This is a genomic window from Polaromonas sp. P1_F8 (assembly GCF_056405635.1).
The window spans coordinates 775,794-799,694 of the sequence record NZ_JBFUBS010000001.1; the positions used below are offsets into that span (position 1 = coordinate 775,794).

Sequence of the window (23,901 nt, forward strand, 5' to 3'; positions counted from 1 at the left end):
ACAGCCCATCCTGGCGCAGGTCGATGGGGCGCTCTGCGCAGCGGCATAAAGGAGGAGCCCGCAGGGCGGAGGACAGCCGCGGAGCGGAGTGCCCCGTCGGCCTGTGCCCGCCACAAAACTAAAGCTTCAGCGTGCATTTGGATTCAAGCCGCGACGGGTGCCGCCAGCGCCGCACTCAACTCAGCCTGCAACACAGCCGCATTGAGCTCGGAACCAATCAGCACCAGGCGCGACTGGCGCACTTCATCCGCACGCCAGGGGCGATCGAAGTAGCTGTCAAAGCGCGTACCGACGCCCTGCACCACCAGGCGCATGGCCACCCCGGGCAAGGCCACAAAACCCTTGGCGCGGTAAATCTCGTGGCGGCCCACCACATCGCGCAGCGCGGCCAGCAATGCTTCGCGGCCGGTCACGTCCAGCGCCACCTGCACCGAGTCAAACGCATCATGGTCGTGGTCTTCTTCCTCGTCGTGATGCGTCTTGCGCTGGTCGATCTGGTCTTCCACTGCGCGCTCCAGGCCCAGCAACACGCCAATATCGATGCGGCCATGCTGCGCATGCACCAGCTTCACACCGGGCAAGGTTTCGGCGCGGATGGCGGCTTCCACGCCCACCAATTCTTCGGCCGTCAACCCATCCGTCTTGTGCACGATCACCAGATCGGCCGTGGCGAGCTGGTCTTCAAACAACTCGTGCAGTGGCGAGTCGTGGTCCAGGTTGTCGTCGGCGCGGCGCTGGGCGTCCACGGCCACCGGGTCGTCGGCAAAGTCTCCCGCGGCCACCGCAGGCGCGTCCACCACGGTCACCACCGCATCCACCGTGAAGGTATTGCGCAGCGCGGGCCACTGGAAGGCCTGTACCAGCGGCTTGGGCAGGGCCAGGCCCGAGGTCTCGATGATCAGGTGGTCGATCTGGTCGCGGCGAGCGGCCAGCTTTTCCATGACCGGTGCAAATTCTTCCTGCACGGTACAGCACAGGCAGCCGTTGGCCAACTCATAGAGCTGTCCGTTTTCTTCACCGTTCTCGTCGCAGCCTATGCCGCAGCCGCGCAGCAGTTCGCCGTCGATGCCGAGTTCGCCAAACTCATTGACGATGACTGCGATGCGACGGCCCTGCGCGTTGGCCAGCAGGTGGCGCAAGAGCGTGGTCTTGCCGCTGCCCAGGAAACCGGTGACGATGGTGGCGGGAATTTTTCGGGTTTGCATAAGAGTCTCTCGGGTAAAGAAAATTAACGGGGCGCGTCACGGGGAGGCAGGGCCTTGAGGCACTCCACCAGCATCTGGGCGGCCTCGCCCAGGCGAGGGCCAGGGCGTGACAGCAGGTCCATGCGTTCAGTATCCAGCAGGCACAGCTGCTGCTGGCGCACCGCCGGCAAGGCGCTCCAGCCGGGGCGGTCTGACAAGTTGGCCAGCGTGGCGCGCGGGCCAATGATGATGTCGGGCGGGCGGCGCAGCAGCAGCTCGGGATTGATCCTGGGGAACAGGCCCAGCTCGCCGCTCACCACATTGACCAGGCCCAGCCTGGCCACGGTCTCGCCAATAAAGCTTTTTTCGCTGGCGGCGGACGACCCTGCCCCAACTTCCACATACACGCTGCGCCCGCGCAATGCGGCGGGCATGCGGCCCGCGGCGGTGTCGAGTTCGGTGTCGATACGGGCTATCAGTTCGGTGGCGCGGGCCGGTTCACCCAAGGTGTCGCCCAGCTTCACCAGCATGCGTTTCAGATCCGAATGGGTGCGGGCATCCAGCATCATCACCGGCACGCCCAGCGCCTGCAGGCGCTCACCGGCGCGGCTGCGCGGCCCCAGCAAAACCAGGTTCGGCCGCAGCGTGACAATGCGCTCGACCTGCGCGTCTTCCAACCCGCCCACTTTGGGCAGCGCCAGTACCGAAACGGGCCAGGTGGAGTGGCGATCAGTGCCCACCAGCTGCGCGCAGCGGCCCAGCGCACACACGGCTTCGGTCAGCGAGGGCGCGAGCGTGACGATGCGCGACACCGGCTGCGTGCCCTGCGCCATCGCGAAGCTCGAGAGCAGCCCCAGCACCACCAACGACGCCACGGCGGGAACTCGCCTACGCAAGCTCCGAGTCCGCGCCCCGCCTTCACCAGCCGGGGCCGCGGAACCGGCTTTGCCGGGCCGCAGGCGCAGCGCCCACCCGGGGGGCAGCGCATTACACGGAGCCGAAGGCGAAGTGAAAAGCGTGGGGGCCATATTTCTAGTCTTCAATGCCACGTTGCGCGGGCACACCCGCCTTGAAGTGGTGTTTGATCAAAGTCATCTCCGTCACCGTATCCGCCAGGTCCACCAGCTCACCCGGTGCATTGCGGCCCGTCAGCACCACATGCACATGCGGCGGGCGTTCGCGCAGGCAGGTGAGGATGGTCTCCAGCGGAATCCAGCCGTAGCGCAGCGGGTACATGATTTCGTCGAGCACCACCATGAAGTGTTCTCCCGCGCGGATGGTGGCTTCTGCCTTGGCCCAGCCGTCGAGTGCCAGTTGCGCAGAGTGCTCCAGGTCGCGGCTCTTCCAGCTGAAGCCGTCGCCCAGGCCTTCGATGGGAATGCCCAGTTGCTCAAACAAGCGGTGCTCACCAAAGCGCGCCGTAGGCACCTTCATGAACTGGTAGACCTTGACGGCCTTGCCGCGGCCATGCGCACGCAGGGCCAGGCCAAAGGCTGCGGTGCTTTTGCCTTTGCCGTGGCCGGTGTTGATCATGATCAGGCCGCGACGCTCGGCCGTGGGAACGACACGCTCGTAATCGACGGGTGGGGTTTCAATTTGCATGGGGGCTCTCTTTGCAGGATGGTTGACTTTGGGCAGCGCAATCCACTGCCCTTGCAAGGGATGAACGGCAAGGCGTCCGTCAAATACGTCTTCCAGTGCGCGGTGGGTGGCCAGATCGGCGCAGGCGCCTTGGTGGGTGATGCGGCCTTCAGCCATCACGACCATGGTGTCGGCTTGCAATGCCATGGTGATCTCATGCAGAACGCTGACCACGGTTTTTCCTTCGGCCACCAGCGCACGCACCACGTCCAGCCAATCGGCCTGGTGCGGCGGGTCGAGGTTGGCCAGCGGCTCGTCCATCAGCAGCACCTGGGCCTGCACTGCCAGGGCACGCGCCAGCAGCACGCGCTGGCGCTCGCCGCCGGACAGTTGCCCCAAGGCGCGCTCGCGCCAGTCCCAGGCACGGGTGGCGCGCAGGGCCTGCTCCACCGCTGCACGGTCGGCGACGCTGGGCGGGGCCAGCCAGGCCTGGTGCGGCAAGCGGCCCAGCATGGCCACGTCCCACACCGTCAGGTCATCGGCCGAGGTTTCGTTCTGACCCAGCCAGGCCAGCTGCCGGGCGCGTTCGCGGTGCGGCAGGCTTTGCAGCGGCTGGCCGAGCAAGCTGACTTCACCGCTGTGCGGCAGTACGCCGGCCAGCGCCCTGAGCAAGGTGGACTTGCCTGCGCCGTTGGGGCCGACGATGCTGGTCCATCGACCCGCCGCAATGTCCAGGCTGATGCCGTGCAGTACGTGTTGCTTTTGCAAGCCATTTCCGAGACTGGCCTTTATGGAGTCTGCGCGGACAGCTATTGATTTCATAGCATCACTCATACCGCACGCCCTCCACCCAGACTGCTGCTACGGTGCATCAGCCACAACAAATAGCCGCCGCCCAGCACCGCGGTGAGCATGCCCACGGGCAGCTCCTGCGGCGCGATCAGCCAGCGTGCCAACGTGTCGGCCGCCATCAGCAACACGCCGCCCATAAGGCTGGAGAGCAGCATCAGGTGCGCGTGCGTGGTCTTGACCACCGAGCGCACCAGGTGCGGTGCGGCCAGGCCTACAAAAGCGATCAACCCGGTTTGAGCCACCGCGGTGCCCGTAGCCAGCGCCAGTACCGCCACCAGCGCCGCTCGCATAGGCGCCACCGGCAGGCCCAGGCTGATCGCCGTAGCGTCACCCAAACTCAAACCATCAAGGACGCGCGCCAACAGCCACGCCGCCAGCACACACACGCCCCAGACACTGGCCATGAGCACGCACGAGGTCCAACCGACAAAGGCGGTCGAGCCCAGCATGAAGGCCTGCATGGCCTGCAACGATTCGGGCGAGAACAGCAGCACCAGGTGCGTCATGGCACCCAGCACAACGCCCACCACCACACCGGCCAGCAGCAGGCGCAGCGTGTGGCCCACACCGCGCGACAGCACCAGCGTGAGCATCACCGCAAACACGGCGCCCAGAAACGCCGCACCGGTCAACCCCAGACGCACCCACAAGCTGCTGGAGAACACACTGACGGCCATACCGCCGCTCATCATGCTGCCGCCCAACATGCCGGCGCCCCCACCCAAAGCGGCCAATGCCAGCGCCACGCCCAGCGAGGCACCCGAGGCGCTGCCCAGCAAATACGGGTCAGCCAGGGGGTTGCGAAACAGGCCCTGGGCTACGGCACCGGCCAGGCCCAGCAAGGCGCCGGCGGCCCAGGCGCCCAAGGTGCGCGGCAGGCGGATCTGCCAGATGATTTGCTGTGCCATGGCGGTTTGCTGCGGGTCCTGTGCGGGGTTGAGCAGCGGACGAATCAGGTTCTCCAGTCCGGCGCTGCCGACACAGATACCCAACGCCACCAAAGCCAATGCTCCCAGCACACCGGCCCAGACCAGCCAGAAAACGCGGGTTTGCATCATGGTTTGGCTCCCGGGGCGGGCGCATTTTTCAGCAGACATTGGGCCATCAGGCGCGCACCTTCAGCCATGCGCGGGCCGGGACGCACCAGCATGTCGGCCTCGTCGGGTGGGAAGATGCAGACCCGCTGCTCGCGCAGTGCGCGGATGCTTTGCCAGCCGGGCCGGGCCGTCAAACCGCCGGCGCTGCGCTGGCCGATCATGATCAGGTCAGGATTGGCGCGAACGATGTATTCGGGGTTGAGCTTGGGAAACGGGCCCAGCTTGGCGGGTACGATGTTCTGGGCACCGAGGCGCGTGAGCGTTTCGCCAATGAAGGACGACTCGCCGGCCGCATACGGGCCCTGGTTCACTTCAAAGTAGACCTTCACATTGCGCACGCTGACCGGCAGCGACTGGGCTGCGGCAGAGACACCCGCATCAATCGCGCGCCAGATGCGTGCGGCATCACGCACCTCCAGCAACTGGCCGAGCTTGAGTATCACACGCTGCACATCGGCATGGCGCTTGGGCTCCAGGGCCACCACCTTGATGCCCAGCGCCTGCAGCCGTTCGCCCGCGCGGGACGAAGTGGCCATCAGCACCACGTCGGGCTTGAGGGCAACGATCATTTCGATATTTGGGTCCAAGCCACCACCCACCTGTGGCAGCTTCTGCACGCTGGCCGGGAAGTTGGAATAGCGGTCCACACCGACCAGACGCTGGCACTGGCCGAGTTCGCATACGGTTTCGGTTAACGAGGGCAGCAGACTGACGATGCGCTGGGGTGCTGCTGGCAGCGTGACAGTGACGCCGCGGTCGTCGGTGACCTGCAGCGCGTGGGCGGCACTGGTCAGCGTAAAAGCGAACGCAAGCATTAAAGCCGCCAAGACGCGGGGCGGTAGAGGGTTCTGCGCAGGTAAAGGAGGAGCCCGCAAAGCGGGCGGGGGACACGGAGCAGAACGCTCTGCCGCCCCGCGCCCTCGCCGCGGGAGGAGCCCATGAAAACGGCTGAATAGTTGTACCCTCATGCCGTATCTTTCAAAGTCAATGGCAGGCCCGCCGCCATCAACGTCACCCGTTGACAGGTGACGGCCACATCCTGGTTCAGGCGCCCTAGCGCATCTACAAACGCGCGCGTCTCGCGGCCCAGCGGTATCACCCCCAGCCCGATCTCGTTACCGACCAGCACGACCGGCCCCTCGGCAGCCTGTATTGCTCCTAAAAGCATAGCTACTTGCGCCCGTCCCTCCTGCGCTGCGGGCTCTTTTTCCTTAAGACTTTCCGCCGGCATCAATAAATTCGTCAGCCAGAGGGTCAGGCAATCGACAACGACCAGCGTGTGCATGCGGCTGTGCTGCGCGAGGGCCTGCGCCAGTTGCAGCGGCTCTTCGACCGTGGCCATGCCAGGCACGCGTGCGGCACGGTCCTGTTGATGGCGGGTAATGCGTTCGCGCATTTCGTCGTCCCAGGGTTGGGCCGTGGCGATCAACACAGCGCGGTTTTCTGTCGACTGCAACAACCATTGCCGCGCCAGCAGTTCGGCACGGCGTGACTTGCCACTTTTCTGGCCACCCAAAATCAATTCGCTTTTGGCAATCGTCATCGCGTTCATGATTGGTACGCTCCGGCTTGGTCAGCGTCCATCCATCGCAAAATGATCTGGTGCATCCGAGCCACGCCGTCGGTCAGCGCAGCGGGGCCGGGCTGCAGGATGTCGGGCGACTTGATTTCAAACAGCTGGTTGTGACGCACCGCATTCACCGCACTCCAGCCCTCGCGCGCCACCACGTTCTCAGGCCGGAATTTCTTGCCGCACCAGGAGCCCAGAATGATGTCCGGGTTACGGTGCACGATCTCAGTACCGTCGGCAATGATGCGATTCTTGCCCAGCGATTCGGCGGCGAGCTCAGGAAAGCAATCGTCACCTCCCGCAATGCCGATCAGCTCGGACACCCAGCGGATCGCGCTGATGTGTGGGCTGTCCCATTCTTCAAAATACACCTTGGGGCGGCGCGCACCGTTGGCCACCCTGGCTGCGACGGCCACTTGCATGGCACGCAGATCGGCCTGCATCTGCGCAATGCGCTGCGCGCCCTGCTCTGCCTCGCCCACCATGGCAGCCAACTGAAACAGCATGGAGAAAATCTCGGCCACGCTGCGCTGGTTGAAGATGGTGACCTGCACGCCGCGCTTGACCAGGTCCGATGCAATGTCGGCCTGCAGGTCCGAAAAGCCCAGCACGCAGTCGGGCTGCAGTTCCATGATCTTGTCGATCTTGGCGCTCAGGAAGGCGCTGACGCGCGGCTTCTCGTCTCGCGCGCGCCTGGGCCGCACGGTGTAGCCCGAGATGCCCACAATGCGCTGCTGCTGGCCCAGCAGGTAAAGCCATTCGGTGGTTTCCTCGGTCAGGCAGACGATGCGCTGCGGGCCGGGCTGGTAGTGCAGCAAGTCCGTCATGTAACCGCCTCCACAGGTGCGGTGAATAGCTCCGCCACCGCTTCGGGGCAGGATGGAAACCAGGCGTGAAAGTAACTGGCGCGCACCGCACCCTGCTGCCACACGGCCTCACCCGCGTCGTTTGAAGGTTCGGTACCTGGGCGCGATGTTCGGGCCGTCGCCTGCAGGGGCGTGGCCGTGGTCGAGTAATGGAAGGTGTGGCCGCGCAAGGTGCCGCTGGCCAGCGGCAGCTGCTGCGGGCCCAGGCCGGCCAGCAGCTTTTGCATGGTCACCTCACCAGGCAGCACGCCCCATTGCACATGGCGCTCGCCATCCAGCGTGACCAGCGTCTCAAACAGCGCCATCATGCCGCCGCACTCAGCCCACACAGGTTTGCCTGCGGCAATGTGCTCGACCAGACTTTCCCGCATGGGGGTGTTAGCGGCAATCGCCTCTGCGTGCAGCTCAGGGTAGCCACCGGGAATCCACAGCGCGTCGCACGCAGGCAGCGCCGCGCCAGACAACGGCGAGAAAAACACCACGTCGGCACCCAGCGAGTGCAGGGTGTCGAGGTTGGCGGCGTAGATAAAGCAGAAGGCGGCGTCGCGCGCAACAGCGATGGTTTTGCCTTTCAGCATGGGAGCAATGGGCGCAGAGGCTTCCGGTGCCGCGAAGTCCACCGCCCAGCGCTGCAAGTCGTCCAGGGTCATCTGACCCAGCGGCGTGGTGGCCAGCGTATCGGCTGCGGCGTCCAGCCGCTCCATGGCATCTGCCACTTCGGTGGCCACGGTCAGGCCCAGGTGGCGCTTGGGCAGGCTCATCGCGGCATTGCGCAGCACTGCCCCCAACCATTGTTCCGGCGCCACGCTGGCCTGCAGCATGCCCGCATGGCGCGCATTGGCCACGCGATTGGCCAGCACGCCGGCCCAGGGCATATCGGGACGATAGTGCTGCAAGCCAAAGGCCAGCGCGCCGAAGGTTGCCACCATGCCCGATGCATCCACCACCGCCAGCACCGGCAAGCCAAAGCGCTGTGCGAGGTCGGCCGCGCTGGGCTCACCGTCAAACAGGCCCATCACCCCTTCGACAATGATCAGGTCGGCCTCCTGCGCCGCCGCATGCAGGCGCGCGCGGCAATCGTCCTCGCCCGTCATCCACAGATCCATCTGGTACACCGGCGTGCCGCTGGCCAGAGCGTGCCAGCACGGGTCCAGAAAATCCGGCCCGCACTTGAAAACCCGCACCCGGCGGCCCTGCCGCGCATGCAGGCGCGCCAGCGCGCAGGTCACCGTCGTCTTGCCCTGGCCGGAAGCCGGGGCGGCGATGAGAATTGCAGGGCAACGGACGGAGGTTTGCATGGCTGGTGTGGATGAGGCTTACTTACTGGGGCGCCCAGGTCAGGCCGACGTACACAGAGCGCCGGCCATTGGCGTAAGTGCCGGCAGTCTGGTAGGCCTTGTCGGTCACATTGTCCAGCTTGGCGACCAGTTTCCAGTCGCGCGACAGCGCCGTCGTGGCGCTCAGGTTCACGAGCGAGTAGCCTGGCAGCACCACGTTGCTGGTGTCGCTGTCGAAGGTGTGCGAGGCCATCACCAGGTCGGTCGCCAGTTGCCAGCTGCCCACTGGCATCTCGGCGCCCAGCGTGCCGTATTGGCGGGAGCGGCGCTGCAGGGTTCGGTTGGTGACCAGGTTCTTGGGATTCTGCAAATCCAGCGAGCCGTGGACGTGAACATTGCCCAGCGCCTCTGCAGCCGTGAACGTCAGCCCCGTGTACTGGGCCTGCGCCGTGTTGGCATAGCAGCCACGATTGCTCAGCACTGTTGGCGGGCCGCCGTTGAGGCAGGGGCCGTTACCCGTGACATAGCTCAGCAGGTTGGTCAGGCGGTTGCGATAAGCGGTGACACCATACTGGGCAGTCCCCTGGCTGTACTTAAGCGCCATTTCCACACTGCGGCCGGATTCGGGCTTCAAGGTCGAGGTGCCGTAAATGCTGAAGCGCTGGTACAGCGTGGGGACCCGAAAGGAGGTGCCGGCGGATGCGGACACTTTCCACTGCGGTGTGAGCGCCAAGGCGTAGGCGGCGGAGCCGGTGGTTTTGCCGCCGAATTCGCTGTCCGTGTCATGGCGGGCGTTGAACTGCACCGTGTGCGCACCGCCGCTCCAGCCGTAGCCCAGGCTCACGCCATCCAGCGAACGGTTCCCGTTGAGGGTGCTCATGCCAGCCGGCACGGCCGAGGATCCGACCAGGCGGAACACATCGCGACGGCTTTCCAGTGTGGCGCTCAGGAGATGCGCGCCAATGCGGTATTCGTTCTGGAACAGCAGCGTGCTGATGGTGCTCTTGTCGTAAGAAATCTGCGGGGTCGAGCCGTTCAGGCCTTCTTCACCTGAGTCGGTACCTTGCGTGATCGCCAGCTTGGTGCTGTATTGGCCAGACCATTTGGCTTCCCACTGCAGGCCCAGGGTCTGCAGGTCGCTGATACGGCGGAAATCGCGGGTAAGGCCGCCGTCGTACTGCGCATCCATATGGCTCTGCAACACATTGGCTTCAATGCGGTGGTCAGGGTTGATCTGCAAACCCAGCTTGGCATTGGCGCTCTGGCTTTTGTAGCCGTCGGCATCGGGGTTTTGAGCCGGGATGGTCCGGGCATTGAAGCCATCGCTTTGTCCCTGCGTCAAGCCCAGAGAATAGTCAAAGCCGCCCGCTGAACCGCTGGCGGCGAGCTCGACCCGGCTGGTATTGTAGGAACCGTAACCGACCGTCACGGAAGGCGAAAAAGGACCTTGGCTGCGCTTGGTGAATATCTGGATCACGCCGGCCACGGCATCGGAGCCATAGACTGCGCTGCTGGGGCCGCGCACGATCTCAATGCGATCAATCTGCGAGAGGGGGATGTTGTTCCAGGAGGCGGCTCCAGCCGTCGTCTGCGACTCCATCCTCACGCCGTCTACAAAAACCGGGGTGTGGCGGGTTTCACCGCCACGCACAAAAACGCTTGTATTGCTGCCGATACCGCCGTTACGGGTGATCTGTATGCCCGGCACGCGAACCAGAACGTCAGCCAGCCCCACCGGGCCGGCGCGCTCTATGGTTTCACGGTCAATGACCGTGACATCAGCAATGACATCGCCGATGGGTTGGGCGCTGCGCGTAGCGGTTACCACCATTTCCTTGAGTTGTGGCGTCGCGCCGGCCCGGGCCGCCGGGGCAGTCTGGGACAAGGCGGGAAAGGCAGCGGCCACAGCCAGCGGAAGCACGGCAAGGCGTGTGTGGAAAACACAGGTTTTCATGGAATCAGACAATCAACAAAATACCCTCACTGGCTTCCCCGCCAGTGCATGAGCGTTACAAACGCTCATGCCAGTTCATGGACGTGCGCGTTCACCTTGTTGGCCGGTATCCGGGCTGACGGAACTGCCTCCATCGCCTTCCCAAGCGTGTGTTCAAAACGCTCAGTGGCTAGTGATGAAAGCTGAATGGGCTTCTGACTTGGCGTCAGGAGCCCATTCGTCCGTATTACCGTTGCGGGGGCAGCGCAGGTTAAAGGTCTCGGCGCCAGCGAATCAGGTTGACCTGATGCATGGCTTTGACCCCCTCCTGCTTCCCGTTGAACTGCAGCGTGCGAACCACACTGCGGGCACCAACAGGGCAGATTCTACGCGGGCCTTCCCCATGTCCGGCCGCAAACCCTACAATCGGAGCTGCCATGTCGAACCAAACCCAAATCGACCAGATCGTCGAACGCGTTGAGCGGCTCCTGCTGCGCTATGAGGAGCTGCAGCGTACCAACGAGCTCCTGGTGGAGCAGGTCGGCGTTCTGACGCACGAACGCGACTCCCTCAAATCGCGGCTCGGCGCGGCACGCGCCCGTGTGGATGCACTGCTGGAGCGCCTGCCCGAAACCAACGGGCATGCCGCCAAAAACACCGTGGGAACCGAGTCATGAAACAGCTCGAAGTGCAGATCATGGGCCAAAGCTATTTGCTGGGCTGCCCCGAAAATGGCGACGCCCGAATGCTGGACGCCGTGAACCGTGTTGACATGGCCATGTGCAGGATTCGCGATGCCGGGAAAATCAAGGCACGTGACCGCATTGCCGTTCTGGCGGCGCTCAATCTCGCCTTTGAGCTCCCCGAGCGCACGCCAAACGCCACGCCCACACCCGCCGCGACAACAGCGGAAACAACCGCCAGTGCTGGCGAAACAACGCATCCGCAACTCACAGCCTTGCTACAGCGGCTTGACACGGCCCTGGGTGTTGACGGCCGCCTGCTTTAAGCCCGCGCACCCCTGCGGTAAATCACTCCCTACTTCGCGCGCGAGGGCCGCAAAGGCCTACAATGAACATGTCTGCGATGCGCATTGGGCTTTATATTTCCTTGAACCAATGCTCTTCGAGCACGGGCTTGGTAAATTGTCCGGCAGGTGTGATCGTCTCGCGTCAGACGAACCCGAAACCTGACTGCCCTCGCCCACCTGAACCCCGGTTCAGGATGACGGTCCAGTGGCACTCGCAGACACCTTTCTTTTCTTGTCCCGGATCCGAACGGAATCCAGGCCGCGAACAAAAACAATAGCCGGTTGCGGGCCCAGCCCGCCGTGCCACAGCAGATCTGATGTCTCTCGAACCCCAACTTATTGCCGAACTTCTCTTGTTGGGTCTGTGCACCGGTTTTCTCGCAGGCCTGCTGGGCATCGGCGGCGGGATGCTGATGGTGCCGTTCATCACCTTCATCCTCACGGCAAAGGGCTACCCGCAGGAATACACCGTGAAAATGGCGGTCGCCACCTCGCTGGCCACCATCTGCTTCACCTCGTTGTCATCAGTGCGTGCGCACCACCGGCGCGGGGCCGTGCTATGGCCCATCGTTCGGCTGCTGGCGCCCGGCATTTTGCTGGGGTCATTGATTGGTGCCCAACTGGCAGTGGCCTTGCCGGGAAAAATCCTCAGCATCCTGTTTGCCATTTTTGTGGCGTTTTCAGCCACCCAGATGTTTCTGGGCCGTAAACCCAAACCCAGCCGCACCCTGCCCGGCCGCCTGGGCACCTTTGGCATGGGTGGTGTCATCGGCATGCTGTCTTCGCTGGTGGGCGCAGGCGGCGCCTTCGTTTCGGTGCCCTTCATGACCTGGTGCAACGTGAAAATCCATGACGCCGTGGGAACCTCGGCAGCGCTTGGTTTTCCGATTGCACTGGCCGGCACCCTGGGCTACATCTGGGCCGGCCAGAATCTCCCGCAAATGCCGCCCGGCTCCATCGGCTTTCTGTACCTGCCAGGGCTGGTCATCATCTCGGTGGCCAGCATTTGTACAGCGCCCCTGGGCGCACGCACGGCGCACCGCATGGACATCCAGCCGCTGAAGAAAGTCTTCGCGGTCGTGCTGTATATCCTGGCAGCCTATTTCCTGCTGCGCTAACCCTTGTTGTGCTAACGGCGGGTGACAGCACGCCGGGGCTGTGCCGTTTTGGGCCGAAAACCAATTGTCTGCTCGATCAACGCCCCGCCATCGGTCATCAAAAAAGTCTTGAACGCCTGCGCTACCGGCGTCAGCCGCTTGTTGCGACGGTGCACGACATACCAATTCAGCATCAACGGAAAACCCTGCACGTCGAGCACGGTCAGGCTGCCCACCTGAAGTTCGCGGCTGATGGTATGCGCCGACAGAAAACTCACCCCCATGCCCGCGATCACGGCCTGTTTGATGGTTTCCGTGCTCTTGATCTCCATCGCGATGTTGAGGTCAGCCAGGTGCGTGCCGAAACCCTCCTCCATCGAATTCCAGGTATCGGAACCCTTTTCACGCACAACAAAGGGTTCGCTGGCCAGGCGCGATAGCGGAATGCGCTTCTTGGCTGCCAGCGGATGGTTGGGCGCTGCCACAACAACATAAGGGTGCGGGGCGAAAGGTTCGCTCACTGTGTCCATGTCCAGCGGCGGGCGCACCATGACGGCCAGATCCGTCAGGTTGTCGGTCAGTTGGCTCAAGAGTTCCTCGCGATTGCAGACGCCGAAGTCCAGCGTCACGCCCGAGTGGCGCCGTGCAAACTCAACGAGCAGGCGCGGAAAGAAATAGTCGCCGGCGCTGATCACCGCAACGTTCAGCTTGCCGCCGGAAATGCCCTTGAACTGCGCCATGGCTTCCTCCACCTCCTTGAACTGCTGGATGATGATCCGGCTGGAGTGAAGCATCTCAATGCCCGCTGGCGTGAGATGAATTTTTTTTCCGAGCTGCTCAAACAGTGGAAGGCCTGCGTGGTCTTCCAGTTTGTTGACCTGGATGGACACCGCCGGCTGTGTCAGGTGCAGCTCTTCGGCGGCTCGCGAAAAGCTCAAGTTGCGGGCCACAGCCTCGAACACCTTGAGCTGGCGCAACGTCGCATTCTTCATCTCGGCCCCTTTAATCCATAACTCATAAGTAATTCATGGTATCAAATGGGTTAGCAATGAATAATCATTCATCGCAGGCCGGACGACCAGAATGGGCTTTCGCCTGTGACTATTTCTGGTCCGCCCACCAGGACTCGCCGAACTGGCCTTGCAGCCAACCGACAAAGCCGTTGACCTTGGCTGGCACCAGTTGGGGCGAAGGATAGACAGCATGGATTTCCTGCGATGGCAGCACCCAACCGTTCAGCAGAGGCACCAGGGCACCGCTGCGCACCGACTCATGCGCCACATACCTGGGCAAGGCAGCCACGCCCATGCCGCCACGCGCAGCCGCCAGCAACGCCGAGAGATTGTTCGAACGCAGCGGCCCACTGACCGAGACCGGACGCGCGTGGCCTTCGGCCCCGTTGAAATGCCAGCGCGCATCGCCCTGTACGGTGCTGTAAATCAGTGCATCGTGCTCAACGAGATCCGCAGGGTCGGCCGGCGCACCGCGCTTCTTGATGTATTCGGGCGAGGCCACGACCACCCACGGGTTGATACCCAGGTAACGCGCCCCCAACGTCGAGTCAGCGAGCGGCCCCATCCGGATCGCCACGTCAATGCCTTGCTCAACCAGGTTGACATAACGGTCTTCGAAGTTCAACTCGATTTGCAATTTGGGGTGCATCTGCATGAAACGCATGACCAGCGGCACCAGCACACGCCGTCCGAAAGCTACGGAGGTAGTGATTCGCAGGCCGCCCTGGACCTGCGACTGTAATAGCGCAGCCACGGTCTCGGCCTCTTCGACATGGTGTGCAATCAGCTTGCACTTGGCGTAGTACAGCGCGCCGATCTCGGTGGGTGTCACGCCGCGGGTCGAGCGGTGGAGCAGCCGTGAACCCAACTGCTTTTCCAGTTGCACCACCAGTTTGGTGGCCGACGGCTGGCCCATACCCATGTCGGCCGCCGCCTTGCTGAAAGAGCCGAGGTCCACCACGCGAATGAAAAGCCGGATGGCTTGAATGCGGTCCATGGCCACAAGTAGACCACGGCGACATCGGCCAGGCAATCATTTATTCCAGTTTGGAATAAGCGTAATGCACAGGATGGGACTTCCCCGCAACCACCAACGTCGCGACCATCCGTCTCAACGATCAGCAACCTCTAGGAGACTTCGATGGCAAAAATGAAGGCCGCCATGGCCGCCGTTCTGGTGATGGAAAAAGAAGGCATCACACAAGCTTTTGGTGTGCCCGGCGCGGCCATCAACCCGTTTTATTCCGCACTGCGTGAGCGACAGTCGATCACGCATATCCTGGCGCGGCACGTCGAGGCCGCATCGCACATGGCCGAAGGCTACACGCGCGCCAAGGCCGGAAACATCGGGGTATGCATAGGCACCAGCGGCCCAGCCGGTACCGACATGATCACCGGGCTGTACTCGGCAATTGCCGACAGCATCCCCATTTTGTGCATCACCGGGCAGGCGCCCCGTGCGCGCCTGTACAAGGAGGATTTCCAGGCGGTGGACATCGAGTCCATCTCCAAGCCGGTCACCAAGTGGAGCGTGACTGTACGTGAGCCGGCGCTGGTGCCGCGTTCCTTCCAGCAGGCCTTTCACCTGATGCGCTCGGGACGGCCCGGCCCGGTGTTGATCGACCTGCCTTTTGACGTGCAGATGGCTGAAATTGAATTCGACATTGACACCTACGAGCCGCTCCCCGTGTACAAGCCGGCCGCCAGCCGCAAGCAGATCGAAAAGGCGCTCGACATGCTTGCTGCTTCCAGCAAGCCACTGATCGTTGCCGGCGGAGGCATCATCAACGCCGACGCTTCGGATCTGCTGATCGAGTTTGCCGAGCTCACCGGTGTGCCGGTGATCCCCACCCTGATGGGCTGGGGCACCATTCCCGACGATCACCCCCTGATGGCCGGCATGTGCGGACTGCAAACCAGCCACCGCTACGGCAACGCCACCATGCTGGCCAGCGACTTCGTCATCGGTATCGGCAACCGCTGGGCCAATCGCCATACCGGTTCGCCCGAGGTGTATTGCAAAGGCCGCACCTTTGTACACGTCGATATCGAGCCGACACAGATTGGCCGGGTGTTCAATCCGGACTTTGGCATTGTCAGCGACGCCAAAGCCGCACTGGAACTGCTGGTGCAAGTCGCCCGCGAACGCAAGGCTGCCAAGAGCCTGCCTGACTATCGCAGCTGGGCCGCCCGCTGTGCTGAGCGAAAAAAGCTCATGCACCGCAAGTCCCACTTTACCGAGATGCCCATCAAGCCGATGCGTGTTTACGAGGAAATGAACAAGGTATTTCCGCGCGACACCATTTACGTAACAACCATTGGCCTGAGCCAGATTGCCGGCGCGCAGTTTCTCAATGTGTACGGACCACGCCAGTGGATCAACTGCGGCCAGGCGGGGCCGCTGGGCTGGACTATACCCGCGGCCCTCGGTGTAGTGGCAGCCGACCCGACACGTACCGTTGTCGGGCTGTCCGGCGACTATGACTTCCAGTTCCTGATGGAAGAGCTGGCCGTGGGTGCGCAGTTCAACCTGCCTTATGTGCAGGTGCTGGTCAACAACAGTTATCTGGGCCTGATCCGCCAGGCCCAGCGAGGTTTTGAGATGGACTACTGCGTGCAGCTGGCTTTCGAGAACCAGAACGTACCGGAAGGCGATGGTGATCTGCGCAGTTACGGTGTGGACCACCAGGCCGTGGTGCAAGGCCTGGGCTGCAAGTCATTGCGCGTGACCGACCCTGAAAAGATCAATGACGCCATGGTCGAAGCACAGGTGATGGCACGCAAATACCGGGTGCCGGTGGTTGTGGAAGTCATCCTCGAAAAGGTCACCAACATCGCCATGGGCACGGAAATCGACAAGGTCAACGAGTTTGAAGACATCGACTGCCGGCACCCCAAGGGCCGTGAAGGCCTGGAGCTGGCCGGCTTGCTTGAGTAAGCCCGTAACAACGGCCAACACCCCCACCAGCAGAGAAACCATGCCTAAATTTTCCGCCAATCTCAGCATGCTTTATACCGAGCATGCGTTCCTCGACCGCTTTGAACCAGCTGCGAAAGCTGGCTTCAAGGCGGTGGAGTTTCTGTTCCCCTACGCCTTCAGCGCCGCCGACATCAAGGCCAGGCTCAATCACAACGGTTTACAGCTGGTCCTGCACAACCTGCCCGCCGGCGATTGGGAGGCCGGTGAACGCGGTATTGCCTGCCACCCCGACCGCGTGGAAGAATTCCGTGCCGGTGTTGCCCAAGCCATCGCGTATGCCCATGTGCTCGGTGTGAGTCAACTCAACTGCCTGGCCGGCAAAACACCCGCAGGGGCCGGTGACGCCGTTCTGCGCAAAGCTTTTGTCGATAACCTGCGCTACGCAGCCAGCGAACTGAAAAAAGCCGGCCTCAAATTGCTGATCGAACCGATCAACACCTTTGATATTCCGGGCTTCTATTTGAACCGCACGACCCAGGCACTGGACATTCTGGACGAGGTCGGTGCCAACAACGCCTTCGTGCAGTACGACATTTACCACGCGCAGCGCATGGAAGGTGAAGTGGCGGCGACGATACAAAAACATCTGGCACGCATCGCTCACATCCAGCTGGCCGACAACCCCGGCCGCAACGAGCCGGGCACTGGCGAGATCAACTACGCATTTTTGTTCACGCATCTGGACCGCCTTGGCTATGGCGGCTGGATAGGTTGCGAGTACAAACCTGCCAGCACGACGGATGCCGGGCTGGGCTGGCGCCAGCGCCTGACAAGCTGACCCGCACCATCTCACAAGGACTCCGTTTACATGACCTCCAACACCCTGAAAATCGGCTTCGTCGGCCTCGGCATCATGGGCACGCCCATGGCCGGCCACCTGATCAAGGCCGGGCACCAGCTGTTTGTCCATACCCTCGGCAAGATGCCCGACACGATTGCCAGTGGCAGCGCCACGCAATGCGTGAATGCCCGCGGCGTGGCAGAGCGCGCGGACATCATCTTCATCATGGTGCCCGATACCCCTGACGTGGAGGCTGCGCTGTTCAGCGAAGGCGGTATCGCCGTCGGTCTGAAGGGTTCGTCCGCAGACGCAGGTGAACGCAAGGTTGTCGTCGACATGAGCTCCATCTCGCCCATAGCCACCAAAACCTTTGCGCAGAAAATCAACGCACTGGGCTGTGACTACCTCGACGCACCGGTTTCCGGCGGCGAAGTCGGCGCAAAAAATGCGACGCTGTCCATCATGGTCGGCGGCCCGCAAGCCGTGTTTGACCGCATCAAGCCGCTGTTTGAATTGATGGGAAAGAACATCACGCTGGTAGGCGGCAACGGTGATGGCCAGACCGCCAAGGTGGCCAACCAGATCATCGTGGCGCTCAACATCGAAGCTGTGGCCGAGGCGCTGCTGTTTGCCGCCCGCGCCGGCGCTGACCCCGCGCGTGTACGCCAGGCCTTGATGGGCGGCTTCGCGTCATCGAAGATTCTGGAGGTGCATGGTGAACGCATGGTCAAGCGCACGTTTGATCCGGGTTTTCGCATCGAACTGCACCAGAAGGACTTGAACCTGGCGCTCTCCACCGCGCGCCTGCTCGGCGTCTCGCTGCCCAACACGGCCACCGCGCAGGAGCTGTTCAATTCCTGCGTCGCACACGGTGGCAAAACCTGGGACCACTCTGCCATGGTGCGCGCACTGGAGAAACTGGCCAACTTCGAGATCGGCCAGCAAGTCGGGTGATCGTTGCCGGAACGCGCTGCACAAGCGTGGATCCGGCGTCTTTGCGTTGCGTCCGTTTGCACCGGGAATTAACCGTCCCCAAAGTCGCTCCGCACCGCTCATGCAGCCGGCATTGGGCCTGTTATTGGTCCAGCCGAAGAAAAAAGTCTCGTGCGGCCGGATCGCATTCCGTGATGGAACTGCCGAAAAAACTCCAGCCTCCATTTCTCACCCCCACTTGTTCGGGATTGGCGTCCGCACGCAGGCGCGCCGGAAAGTCACTGCACTCTTACCCACCTGCGTGAACCACAACCCTTCGCGCCTGGCATTATTCATATATAACTCATAGGTAATCATTTATATGAAATACTTTAACTATCATTAATCATTCATTCTTTCTACAGTTGTCTTAAGCCCGGTGCATCGCGCATCGAAAAGTGCCCCAGAGCATCCACCCATCAAAGGAGACCTCCATGCTCAACACCTCGCTTGACAACACGGCCGCCGACCGGACCGATCAGACCCGCCACGCCTACAACGCCGCATTCGAAGAGCTCGGCTTGACCTGGCACTGGGATGCCCCCACTTATGCCCGATTGCAGGCACAAGGCCAGGATGCCGTGCGTACCTATCTGGAAACCGAGCAGGCGCATCTGCTGCGAGCCTACGAAGCAGATTTCCTGGTTGAGGCCATCGAAGCGGCCAAGGCCCGCTGCCATGCCAGCATGGTCGCCAGCCGGGCAAACCCGGCTCCTTATGCCGGCTGGTCCAGCCATTCACTCACGCCAGCCAATAGCCGGCCAAAAAACACCACGCCAGCACCCCGGTTCACGCCGAGTGCGCTGTACACGTGAAGGGCCGGAATGTCTAACCGTTGGCTACGTTTCAGGGAAGGCAATTCAACCGGCTTCGGAACTCTCGAGGGAGAGAGCATCCGGGTTTGCCAGGGCAACATGTTCTCCGGTGCGACACCCACAGACCGAGCGTTGCCCCTGGCCAGCGTCGAACTCTTGATGCCGGTACGGCCTAGCAAAGTCATCGCGATGTGGAACAACTTCCACGCCCTGGGTCAAAAACTCAACCTGGCTGTGCCAGCCGAGCCGCTCTACCTGATCAAGGCGCCGAACTCCTACCTGGATCCAAACGGAACCATCCTCAAGCCCCCATGCAATGGCAAAGTAGTTTTTGAAGGCGAACTGGGCATCGTGATCGGCAAAACATGCAAGCAGGTTCCCGAGCACGATGCGATGGATCATGTGTTCGGCTACACCTGCGCCAACGACGTAACGGTCGCCGACATACTGAACCGTGATGCCTCGTTTGCCCAGTGGGTTCGCGCCAAGGGGCTGGATACCTTCTGCCCCTTCGGTCCCGTCGTGGCCACAGGTCTTGATCCGGACAAACTGGTAGTTAAAACCATCCTCAACGGCGAGATCCGCCAGGACTATCCCATCAGCGACATGCGCTTTTCAGTGAAGCAGCTGGTGAGCTTGATATCCCAGGACATGACACTCCATGCAGGCGATATCATCCTGTGCGGTACGTCAATCGGCGTGGGATCCATGAAACCGGGAAGCACGGTCGAGGTGGAGATTGCCGGTATCGGCAGGCTCAGCAACCGATTCGAATAACGTTTTTACCAGGAGTACGGGTGTGAAGATTGCGATCATTGGGGCCGGGGCCATCGGCGGTTATGTGGGTGTGAAATTGGCTTTGGCCGGTGAGGACGTGACCTTCATCGTACGGGGCGCCAACCTGGATGCTATTCGTAAAAAGGGCATGAAGCTCATCATGCACAATGGCACCGAACACGTTGCGGAAAATGTCAAGGCGACCAACAACTACACAGAAGCCGGCCCGCAGGATCTGGTGATCCTGGCCATGAAGGCACATCAGGTAGAGGCTGTAGCCAACGATCTTCCCAAGCTGTTTGGGCGTGACACTACAGTTGTCACCATGCAAAACGGCATCCCCTACTGGTACTTCCATAACCATGGTGGCCCGTTTGAAGGAGGCCAGATCCATAGCGTGGATCCCAGCGGTACGCTGTCAAAAATGATCCCTCCGCAGCGCGTCATCGGCTGTGTCGTCTACCCGGCCTCTGAACTTGTGGCGCCAGGTGTCGTGAAACATATCGAAGGCGACCGCTTTCCGGTCGGCGAGCTTGACGGCTCAATCAGCGAACGTGTCACGCGAATTTCAGAATGTTTTGGCAACGCGGGGTTCAAGGCGCCCGTTCTGGACAACATCCGATCGGAGATCTGGCTCAAGCTTTGGGGCAATCTCACTTTCAACCCCATCAGCAGTCTGGCCCATTCCACACTGGTGGACATCTGCCAGTATCCGCTGACACGCGAACTGGCCGCCAGCATGATGCGCGAGGCCCAGGAAGTGGCTCACAAACTGGGCATCGAGTTCCGCGTCACGCTGGACAAGCGCATCGCCGGCGCGGAGAAAGTGGGCAAGCACAAAACATCCATGCTGCAGGACATCGAAGCCGGTCGAGCCCCGGAAATCGACGCCCTGGTGGGTTCGGTAGTCGAACTGGGACGCCTTACGCAAACACCAACACCGCACATCGACACGGTGTACGCTCTCGTCAAATTGCTCGCAAAAACCATGGACGAAGAGCGCGGACAGGTGCGCCTTCAGCTCGCGGCCTGATTGCCCGATAAACGGCCGGGCTTGGGGCCTGACATCGACAGGACTGTGCCAGCCAATCAGGCCTCATCCAATTGCTGCGGCGCACAACGGTTTTCTTGTTGCCGCGACCTGCGGCAAGCCCCAGAAAACGATCCAACTCAAGGTCCAAAGGCCAACGATTTCTTCATAGCCTCAACCGCCGCGTCCGAAGGAGTGTCGAAATCGAACTTGGCCCCAAGGTCCAACGCCTTTAACAGAAGCGGGTTTGCGTTCTTGAGGGAGTCGAACAGAGTAGCCGCTTTTTTAGTCACATCTGCTGGAGCACTAGGGTGAACGTACAGCCCGTAGCCCCAACTCGCGTTGGCGGTCGGCACAATGACCAGTTGCGCCATATGGATGCGCTCATCGGTACCGTGGTGGCTTTTCATGGTGGCAGCCTGTGCGCTCTGTAGCCGGGTAATCAGGCCGGCCCACCGATCCGCTTGCCAATGAAATGCCGCTTTGGTCGGCAAGTAGCTTTGCCCCAGCCCTTGTTGAGGCAATATTTCGACCACCGTGCCGCAAAAATTCTCGGCTTTTACGAGCGATGTGGTCACACCGCTTTTCATGCCAAAGCAACTGGTCGTCTTGAGCTTGGCGAGCACTTTGGCTTGATCAGCGGGAGGGAGCGTCTTCAACTCGACCGGTTTGCCGTCCTTGACCGTTCCGATGTCAGCCAGAATCAGTACAGCCGACTGGATCGGGTCCATGTTGACAGCCACCGGCTTATAGCCTGAGGCAAGACCGACCACGGGGTTGCCATAGACCCAGCATGGTGGAGCCGGTTTCTTGACAGCTGTCAAAACATCCTGCGTCTCCCGGATGTTGAGCACCGGCGTGACCGACAGCCCCGTGGGGCGGATAAAGTCAACGAGTTCTTTCAGGGCACTTTCGGTTTGCGAGGCTCCCTCGCCACGGATCACTTGCGGATTAAGGTAAAGACCGCCCTCGCACTGCTGCGCCTGCGCGGTCAAACCAAAAAAAAACAAAGCCATCAGCAACAATGAGTTTTTCATGGCTATTACCTTTCAAAACATTTTTGTGTTCCAGTCATCGCCACGGAACGAAGCGCCAGCCCTTTTGAAATTCATGGTATCGGCGATGTGACACTTTCCTCCTAGGGAGATACGCTATCAAGCGCCCGCCATGGAGCAAAACAGCTCGGGAGAAACCCTAGAGGGCATCGAAAATCCCACAAACTTGACCCCTGTCAAGAGTTTTTCGTCCACTTGGTAAGACCATACGCGTGCAATATGCTCCGGCCAGGGAATCAGTAAAGAAGTTCCAAGCCCAAACAGAGTTACCCAATACAGGAGACAACGTGATGAAAACCAGATTTGCGAGCATCAGGAATAAATTGACTGCAGCAGGGACATGCGCCATCGCAGCAGCGGCGCTTATGGCCTTCCCGGCCCATGCAGCCTGGGAGCCAACCAAGCCAGTGGAGTTCGTGGTCCCTGCGGGTACCGGCGGCGGGGCCGATCAGATGGCCCGACTGATGCAAGGTATCGTCATCAAGCACAAGCTGATGAAAGAGCCACTGATCGTCGTCAACAAATCCGGCGGCGCAGGCGCAGAAGGTTTTCTTGAAGTCAAGGGCGCCAAAGGTGATCCACACAAGATCATCATCACGCTGTCCAACCTCTTCACCACGCCGCTGGCGACCGGTGTTCCGTTCAACTGGCGCGACATGACGCCCGTATCCATGATGGCGCTCGACCAGTTCGTGCTGTGGGTCAATGCAGAAAACCCCGCAAAGACCGCCAAGGACTACCTGGCAGCCGTGAAAACCGCAGGCCCCAGCAAAATCAAGATGGGCGGTACCGGCTCCAAGCAGGAAGACCAGATCATCACCGTCGGTATTGAGCAAGCTACAGGCACCAAATTCATCTATGTCCCCTTCAAGGGCGGCGGTGAGGTCGCTGTGCAGCTCGTTGGCAAACACATCGACTCTTCCGTCAACAACCCGATCGAGGCTGTTGCCCAGTGGCGCGCCAATCAGCTTCGGGCTCTGTGCGTCTTCGACGACAAACGAATGACCTACAAGACCAAAGTCACCGACACCCTGTCATGGGCCGACATCCCGACGTGCAAGGAATCCGGTGTGCCCACCGACTACACCATGCTGCGCGGCATATTCATGGCGCCTGGCGTATCGAAAGACCAGCTCGAGTTCTATGTCAACCTGCTCAAGAAAGTACGCGACACCCCTGAGTGGAAAGACTACATGGAAAAAGGTGCGTTCAACCAGACATCGATGTCCGGCGACGAGTTCGGAAAATGGCTGGGCAGCGCAGAGCAGCGCCATCGCGAGTTGATGAAGGAAGCCGGCTTCATCGCGAAGTAACGATAAAGAAAACCCGTTCGCCGGGTTTTCCCCTGCGGGCTGGCCAAGCGCCAGCCCCACAATCAATCAAATTCGCCCTGGTGCAGGGCACTCAATCCAACGGAGTTGCTCATGGAGCCAAACCAAGAATCCGGCGCGGAAGTCCGCTCGGGCGTCGCGACCTATGTTGTTGAAGCGATCGTAGCCACCTGTATTGTCATCCTGGGTGGCGTGGTCATCCAGGGCAGTTGGGCACTGGGGTCCGGCTGGACCACCGATGGCCCCGGTTCAGGCTACTTCCCGTTTTACATCGGCATCATCCTGTGTATTTCAGGCATCGGCACCTTCTACCAAGCCGTGTTCGGCAAGAACAGGAATACCGAGGTATTTGTCGACGGCGAGCAACTCAAGCGGGTACTTGCCGTTTTGCTCCCCGCCATTGTTTATGTGCTGGCGGTCCAGTTTTTTGGCCTCTACGTGGCGTCCGCTGTATACATCGCGCTGTTCATGATCATCCTGGGGAAATTCTCCCCGATCAAGAGCGTGATCACCTCCTTCGTTGTGATTGCGCTGTTTTTCTTCATGTTCGAGGTCTGGTTCAAGGTTCCCTTGTTCAAAGGCCAGTTCGACTTGCTGAGCTTCCTCGGCTACTGAGTCCTCTATACCCGCATCGAGCCCACTGAACTTTTACCGGATATC

General features: G+C 61.4%; 23 protein-coding genes, 1 other RNA gene, 1 pseudogene and 1 riboswitch. Of the genes and pseudogenes, 12 read left to right on the top strand and 13 right to left on the bottom strand.

Annotation, left to right across the window (positions count from 1 at the left end):
* Positions 1-143: 143 nt before the first annotated feature.
* The 10 genes and pseudogenes from cobW to AC1D1J_RS03715 form a co-directional block, all read right to left on the bottom strand.
* Entirely contained in the window at positions 144-1,205 is a 1,062-nt protein-coding gene (cobW, locus tag AC1D1J_RS03670; protein ID WP_477657986.1) for a cobalamin biosynthesis protein CobW, read from the bottom strand.
* Between the two features lie 23 nt (positions 1,206-1,228).
* Positions 1,229-2,059 (bottom strand): ABC transporter substrate-binding protein, encoded by an 831-nt coding sequence (locus AC1D1J_RS03675; RefSeq protein WP_477685546.1) that lies wholly within the window; start codon positions 2,057-2,059, stop codon positions 1,229-1,231.
* Between the two features lie 157 nt (positions 2,060-2,216).
* Positions 2,217-2,786, bottom strand: coding sequence for a cob(I)yrinic acid a,c-diamide adenosyltransferase (gene cobO / locus AC1D1J_RS03680; protein ID WP_477694465.1), 570 nt, complete (start codon positions 2,784-2,786; stop codon positions 2,217-2,219).
* 27 nt (positions 2,787-2,813) lie between these two features.
* Positions 2,814-3,587: pseudogene (locus AC1D1J_RS03685) on the bottom strand (ABC transporter ATP-binding protein); the annotation flags it as partial.
* 8 nt (positions 3,588-3,595) lie between these two features.
* The gene (locus AC1D1J_RS03690) at positions 3,596-4,675 is read right to left on the bottom strand and encodes a FecCD family ABC transporter permease (protein WP_477685545.1); all 1,080 of its coding nucleotides are present in this window, start codon (positions 4,673-4,675) and stop codon (positions 3,596-3,598) included.
* Positions 4,672-5,529, bottom strand: a complete 858-nt coding sequence (locus AC1D1J_RS03695) for an ABC transporter substrate-binding protein (RefSeq protein WP_477685544.1) — start codon at positions 5,527-5,529, stop codon at positions 4,672-4,674. Before AC1D1J_RS03695 ends, AC1D1J_RS03690 begins: the two co-directional genes overlap by 4 nt.
* A gap of 149 nt (positions 5,530-5,678) precedes the next feature.
* Positions 5,679-6,266, bottom strand: coding sequence for a bifunctional adenosylcobinamide kinase/adenosylcobinamide-phosphate guanylyltransferase (gene cobU, locus AC1D1J_RS03700; RefSeq protein WP_477685543.1), 588 nt, complete (start codon positions 6,264-6,266; stop codon positions 5,679-5,681).
* Positions 6,263-7,111 (bottom strand): ABC transporter substrate-binding protein, encoded by an 849-nt coding sequence (locus tag AC1D1J_RS03705; protein ID WP_477685542.1) that lies wholly within the window; start codon positions 7,109-7,111, stop codon positions 6,263-6,265. The genes cobU and AC1D1J_RS03705 overlap by 4 nt, the downstream gene beginning before the upstream one ends.
* Positions 7,108-8,448 carry a cobyrinate a,c-diamide synthase gene (locus tag AC1D1J_RS03710; protein WP_477685541.1) on the bottom strand — a complete coding sequence of 447 codons (1,341 nt, stop codon included), beginning with the start codon at positions 8,446-8,448 and terminating at the stop codon, positions 7,108-7,110. The genes AC1D1J_RS03705 and AC1D1J_RS03710 overlap by 4 nt, the downstream gene beginning before the upstream one ends.
* 22 nt (positions 8,449-8,470) lie before the next feature.
* Positions 8,471-10,381 (bottom strand): TonB-dependent receptor domain-containing protein, encoded by a 1,911-nt coding sequence (locus tag AC1D1J_RS03715; RefSeq protein WP_477693919.1) that lies wholly within the window; start codon positions 10,379-10,381, stop codon positions 8,471-8,473.
* 84 nt (positions 10,382-10,465) lie between these two features.
* Positions 10,466-10,751, bottom strand: a riboswitch (cobalamin riboswitch).
* A 46-nt stretch (positions 10,752-10,797) separates the two neighbouring features.
* Between AC1D1J_RS03715 and AC1D1J_RS03720 the strand changes: the two genes are divergently transcribed.
* The 4 genes from AC1D1J_RS03720 to AC1D1J_RS03735 all read left to right on the top strand — a co-directional run bounded on the left by AC1D1J_RS03720 (position 10,798) and on the right by AC1D1J_RS03735 (position 12,508).
* Positions 10,798-11,037 carry a DUF904 domain-containing protein gene (locus AC1D1J_RS03720; protein ID WP_457280495.1) on the top strand — a complete coding sequence of 80 codons (240 nt, stop codon included), beginning with the start codon at positions 10,798-10,800 and terminating at the stop codon, positions 11,035-11,037.
* A complete protein-coding gene (locus AC1D1J_RS03725; RefSeq protein ID WP_457280494.1) occupies positions 11,034-11,369 on the top strand; it encodes a cell division protein ZapA in 336 nt (111 codons plus the stop codon). The genes AC1D1J_RS03720 and AC1D1J_RS03725 overlap by 4 nt, the downstream gene beginning before the upstream one ends.
* Before the next feature lie 66 nt (positions 11,370-11,435).
* Positions 11,436-11,615, top strand: a non-coding RNA gene (ssrS, locus tag AC1D1J_RS03730) — 6S RNA.
* Between the two features lie 92 nt (positions 11,616-11,707).
* Positions 11,708-12,508 carry a sulfite exporter TauE/SafE family protein gene (locus AC1D1J_RS03735; protein ID WP_477693920.1) on the top strand — a complete coding sequence of 267 codons (801 nt, stop codon included), beginning with the start codon at positions 11,708-11,710 and terminating at the stop codon, positions 12,506-12,508.
* A gap of 11 nt (positions 12,509-12,519) precedes the next feature.
* Here AC1D1J_RS03735 and AC1D1J_RS03740 read toward each other — a convergent pair whose 3' ends face one another.
* Positions 12,520-13,479, bottom strand: coding sequence for a LysR family transcriptional regulator (locus AC1D1J_RS03740; protein WP_457280492.1), 960 nt, complete (start codon positions 13,477-13,479; stop codon positions 12,520-12,522).
* 109 nt (positions 13,480-13,588) lie between these two features.
* Positions 13,589-14,497 (bottom strand): LysR family transcriptional regulator, encoded by a 909-nt coding sequence (locus AC1D1J_RS03745; RefSeq protein WP_477685539.1) that lies wholly within the window; start codon positions 14,495-14,497, stop codon positions 13,589-13,591.
* A gap of 144 nt (positions 14,498-14,641) precedes the next feature.
* Here AC1D1J_RS03745 and gcl point away from each other — a divergent pair, with 144 nt between their 5' ends.
* The 6 genes from gcl to AC1D1J_RS03775 all read left to right on the top strand — a co-directional run bounded on the left by gcl (position 14,642) and on the right by AC1D1J_RS03775 (position 20,858).
* Complete coding sequence (gene gcl / locus AC1D1J_RS03750; RefSeq protein ID WP_477685538.1) at positions 14,642-16,438, top strand: glyoxylate carboligase; 1,797 nt, start codon at positions 14,642-14,644, stop codon at positions 16,436-16,438.
* 40 nt (positions 16,439-16,478) lie between these two features.
* The gene (hyi, locus tag AC1D1J_RS03755; protein ID WP_477685537.1) at positions 16,479-17,258 is read left to right on the top strand and encodes a hydroxypyruvate isomerase; all 780 of its coding nucleotides are present in this window, start codon (positions 16,479-16,481) and stop codon (positions 17,256-17,258) included.
* Between the two features lie 30 nt (positions 17,259-17,288).
* Positions 17,289-18,215 (top strand): 2-hydroxy-3-oxopropionate reductase, encoded by a 927-nt coding sequence (gene glxR / locus AC1D1J_RS03760; RefSeq protein WP_477693921.1) that lies wholly within the window; start codon positions 17,289-17,291, stop codon positions 18,213-18,215.
* A gap of 452 nt (positions 18,216-18,667) precedes the next feature.
* Positions 18,668-19,048 (top strand): HAD family hydrolase, encoded by a 381-nt coding sequence (locus AC1D1J_RS03765; protein WP_477685535.1) that lies wholly within the window; start codon positions 18,668-18,670, stop codon positions 19,046-19,048.
* 9 nt (positions 19,049-19,057) lie between these two features.
* Positions 19,058-19,825: a fumarylacetoacetate hydrolase family protein gene (locus AC1D1J_RS03770; protein WP_477685534.1), complete on the top strand. Its 768-nt coding sequence runs from the start codon at positions 19,058-19,060 to the stop codon at positions 19,823-19,825.
* A 22-nt stretch (positions 19,826-19,847) separates the two neighbouring features.
* Positions 19,848-20,858: a 2-dehydropantoate 2-reductase gene (locus AC1D1J_RS03775; RefSeq protein WP_477685533.1), complete on the top strand. Its 1,011-nt coding sequence runs from the start codon at positions 19,848-19,850 to the stop codon at positions 20,856-20,858.
* A 137-nt stretch (positions 20,859-20,995) separates the two neighbouring features.
* On the opposite strand, the gene AC1D1J_RS03780 is transcribed toward AC1D1J_RS03775, so the two are convergent.
* Positions 20,996-21,892: a hypothetical protein gene (locus tag AC1D1J_RS03780; RefSeq protein ID WP_477685532.1), complete on the bottom strand. Its 897-nt coding sequence runs from the start codon at positions 21,890-21,892 to the stop codon at positions 20,996-20,998.
* Positions 21,893-22,200: 308 nt separating this feature from the next.
* Here AC1D1J_RS03780 and AC1D1J_RS03785 point away from each other — a divergent pair, with 308 nt between their 5' ends.
* Both AC1D1J_RS03785 and AC1D1J_RS03790 read left to right on the top strand, forming a co-directional pair.
* Entirely contained in the window at positions 22,201-23,223 is a 1,023-nt protein-coding gene (locus AC1D1J_RS03785) for a Bug family tripartite tricarboxylate transporter substrate binding protein (RefSeq protein WP_477685531.1), read from the top strand.
* A 111-nt stretch (positions 23,224-23,334) separates the two neighbouring features.
* Positions 23,335-23,856, top strand: coding sequence for a tripartite tricarboxylate transporter TctB family protein (locus AC1D1J_RS03790; protein ID WP_477685530.1), 522 nt, complete (start codon positions 23,335-23,337; stop codon positions 23,854-23,856).
* Positions 23,857-23,901 lie beyond the last annotated feature (45 nt).

Excerpts from the sequence above, each read along its gene's own strand:
- cobO (WP_477694465.1), bottom strand. The coding sequence starts at position 2,786 with ATGCAAATTGAAACCCCACCCGTCGATTACGAGCGTGTCGTTCCCACG.
- AC1D1J_RS03715 (WP_477693919.1), bottom strand. The coding sequence starts at position 10,381 with ATGAAAACCTGTGTTTTCCACACACGCCTTGCCGTGCTTCCGCTGGCT.
- AC1D1J_RS03690 (WP_477685545.1), bottom strand. The coding sequence starts at position 4,675 with ATGATGCAAACCCGCGTTTTCTGGCTGGTCTGGGCCGGTGTGCTGGGA.
- cobW (WP_477657986.1), bottom strand. The coding sequence starts at position 1,205 with ATGCAAACCCGAAAAATTCCCGCCACCATCGTCACCGGTTTCCTGGGC.
- AC1D1J_RS03740 (WP_457280492.1), bottom strand. The coding sequence starts at position 13,479 with ATGAAGAATGCGACGTTGCGCCAGCTCAAGGTGTTCGAGGCTGTGGCC.
- glxR (WP_477693921.1), top strand. The coding sequence starts at position 17,289 with ATGACCTCCAACACCCTGAAAATCGGCTTCGTCGGCCTCGGCATCATG.
- AC1D1J_RS03710 (WP_477685541.1), bottom strand. The coding sequence starts at position 8,448 with ATGCAAACCTCCGTCCGTTGCCCTGCAATTCTCATCGCCGCCCCGGCT.
- AC1D1J_RS03735 (WP_477693920.1), top strand. The coding sequence starts at position 11,708 with ATGTCTCTCGAACCCCAACTTATTGCCGAACTTCTCTTGTTGGGTCTG.
- AC1D1J_RS03720 (WP_457280495.1), top strand. The coding sequence starts at position 10,798 with ATGTCGAACCAAACCCAAATCGACCAGATCGTCGAACGCGTTGAGCGG.
- AC1D1J_RS03765 (WP_477685535.1), top strand. The coding sequence starts at position 18,668 with ATGCTCAACACCTCGCTTGACAACACGGCCGCCGACCGGACCGATCAG.
- AC1D1J_RS03780 (WP_477685532.1), bottom strand. The coding sequence starts at position 21,892 with ATGAAAAACTCATTGTTGCTGATGGCTTTGTTTTTTTTTGGTTTGACC.
- AC1D1J_RS03770 (WP_477685534.1), top strand. The coding sequence starts at position 19,058 with ATGTCTAACCGTTGGCTACGTTTCAGGGAAGGCAATTCAACCGGCTTC.
- AC1D1J_RS03725 (WP_457280494.1), top strand. The coding sequence starts at position 11,034 with ATGAAACAGCTCGAAGTGCAGATCATGGGCCAAAGCTATTTGCTGGGC.
- hyi (WP_477685537.1), top strand. The coding sequence starts at position 16,479 with ATGCCTAAATTTTCCGCCAATCTCAGCATGCTTTATACCGAGCATGCG.
- AC1D1J_RS03790 (WP_477685530.1), top strand. The coding sequence starts at position 23,335 with ATGGAGCCAAACCAAGAATCCGGCGCGGAAGTCCGCTCGGGCGTCGCG.
- gcl (WP_477685538.1), top strand. The coding sequence starts at position 14,642 with ATGGCAAAAATGAAGGCCGCCATGGCCGCCGTTCTGGTGATGGAAAAA.
- cobU (WP_477685543.1), bottom strand. The coding sequence starts at position 6,266 with ATGAACGCGATGACGATTGCCAAAAGCGAATTGATTTTGGGTGGCCAG.
- AC1D1J_RS03705 (WP_477685542.1), bottom strand. The coding sequence starts at position 7,111 with ATGACGGACTTGCTGCACTACCAGCCCGGCCCGCAGCGCATCGTCTGC.
- AC1D1J_RS03695 (WP_477685544.1), bottom strand. The coding sequence starts at position 5,529 with ATGCTTGCGTTCGCTTTTACGCTGACCAGTGCCGCCCACGCGCTGCAG.
- AC1D1J_RS03745 (WP_477685539.1), bottom strand. The coding sequence starts at position 14,497 with ATGGACCGCATTCAAGCCATCCGGCTTTTCATTCGCGTGGTGGACCTC.
- AC1D1J_RS03785 (WP_477685531.1), top strand. The coding sequence starts at position 22,201 with ATGAAAACCAGATTTGCGAGCATCAGGAATAAATTGACTGCAGCAGGG.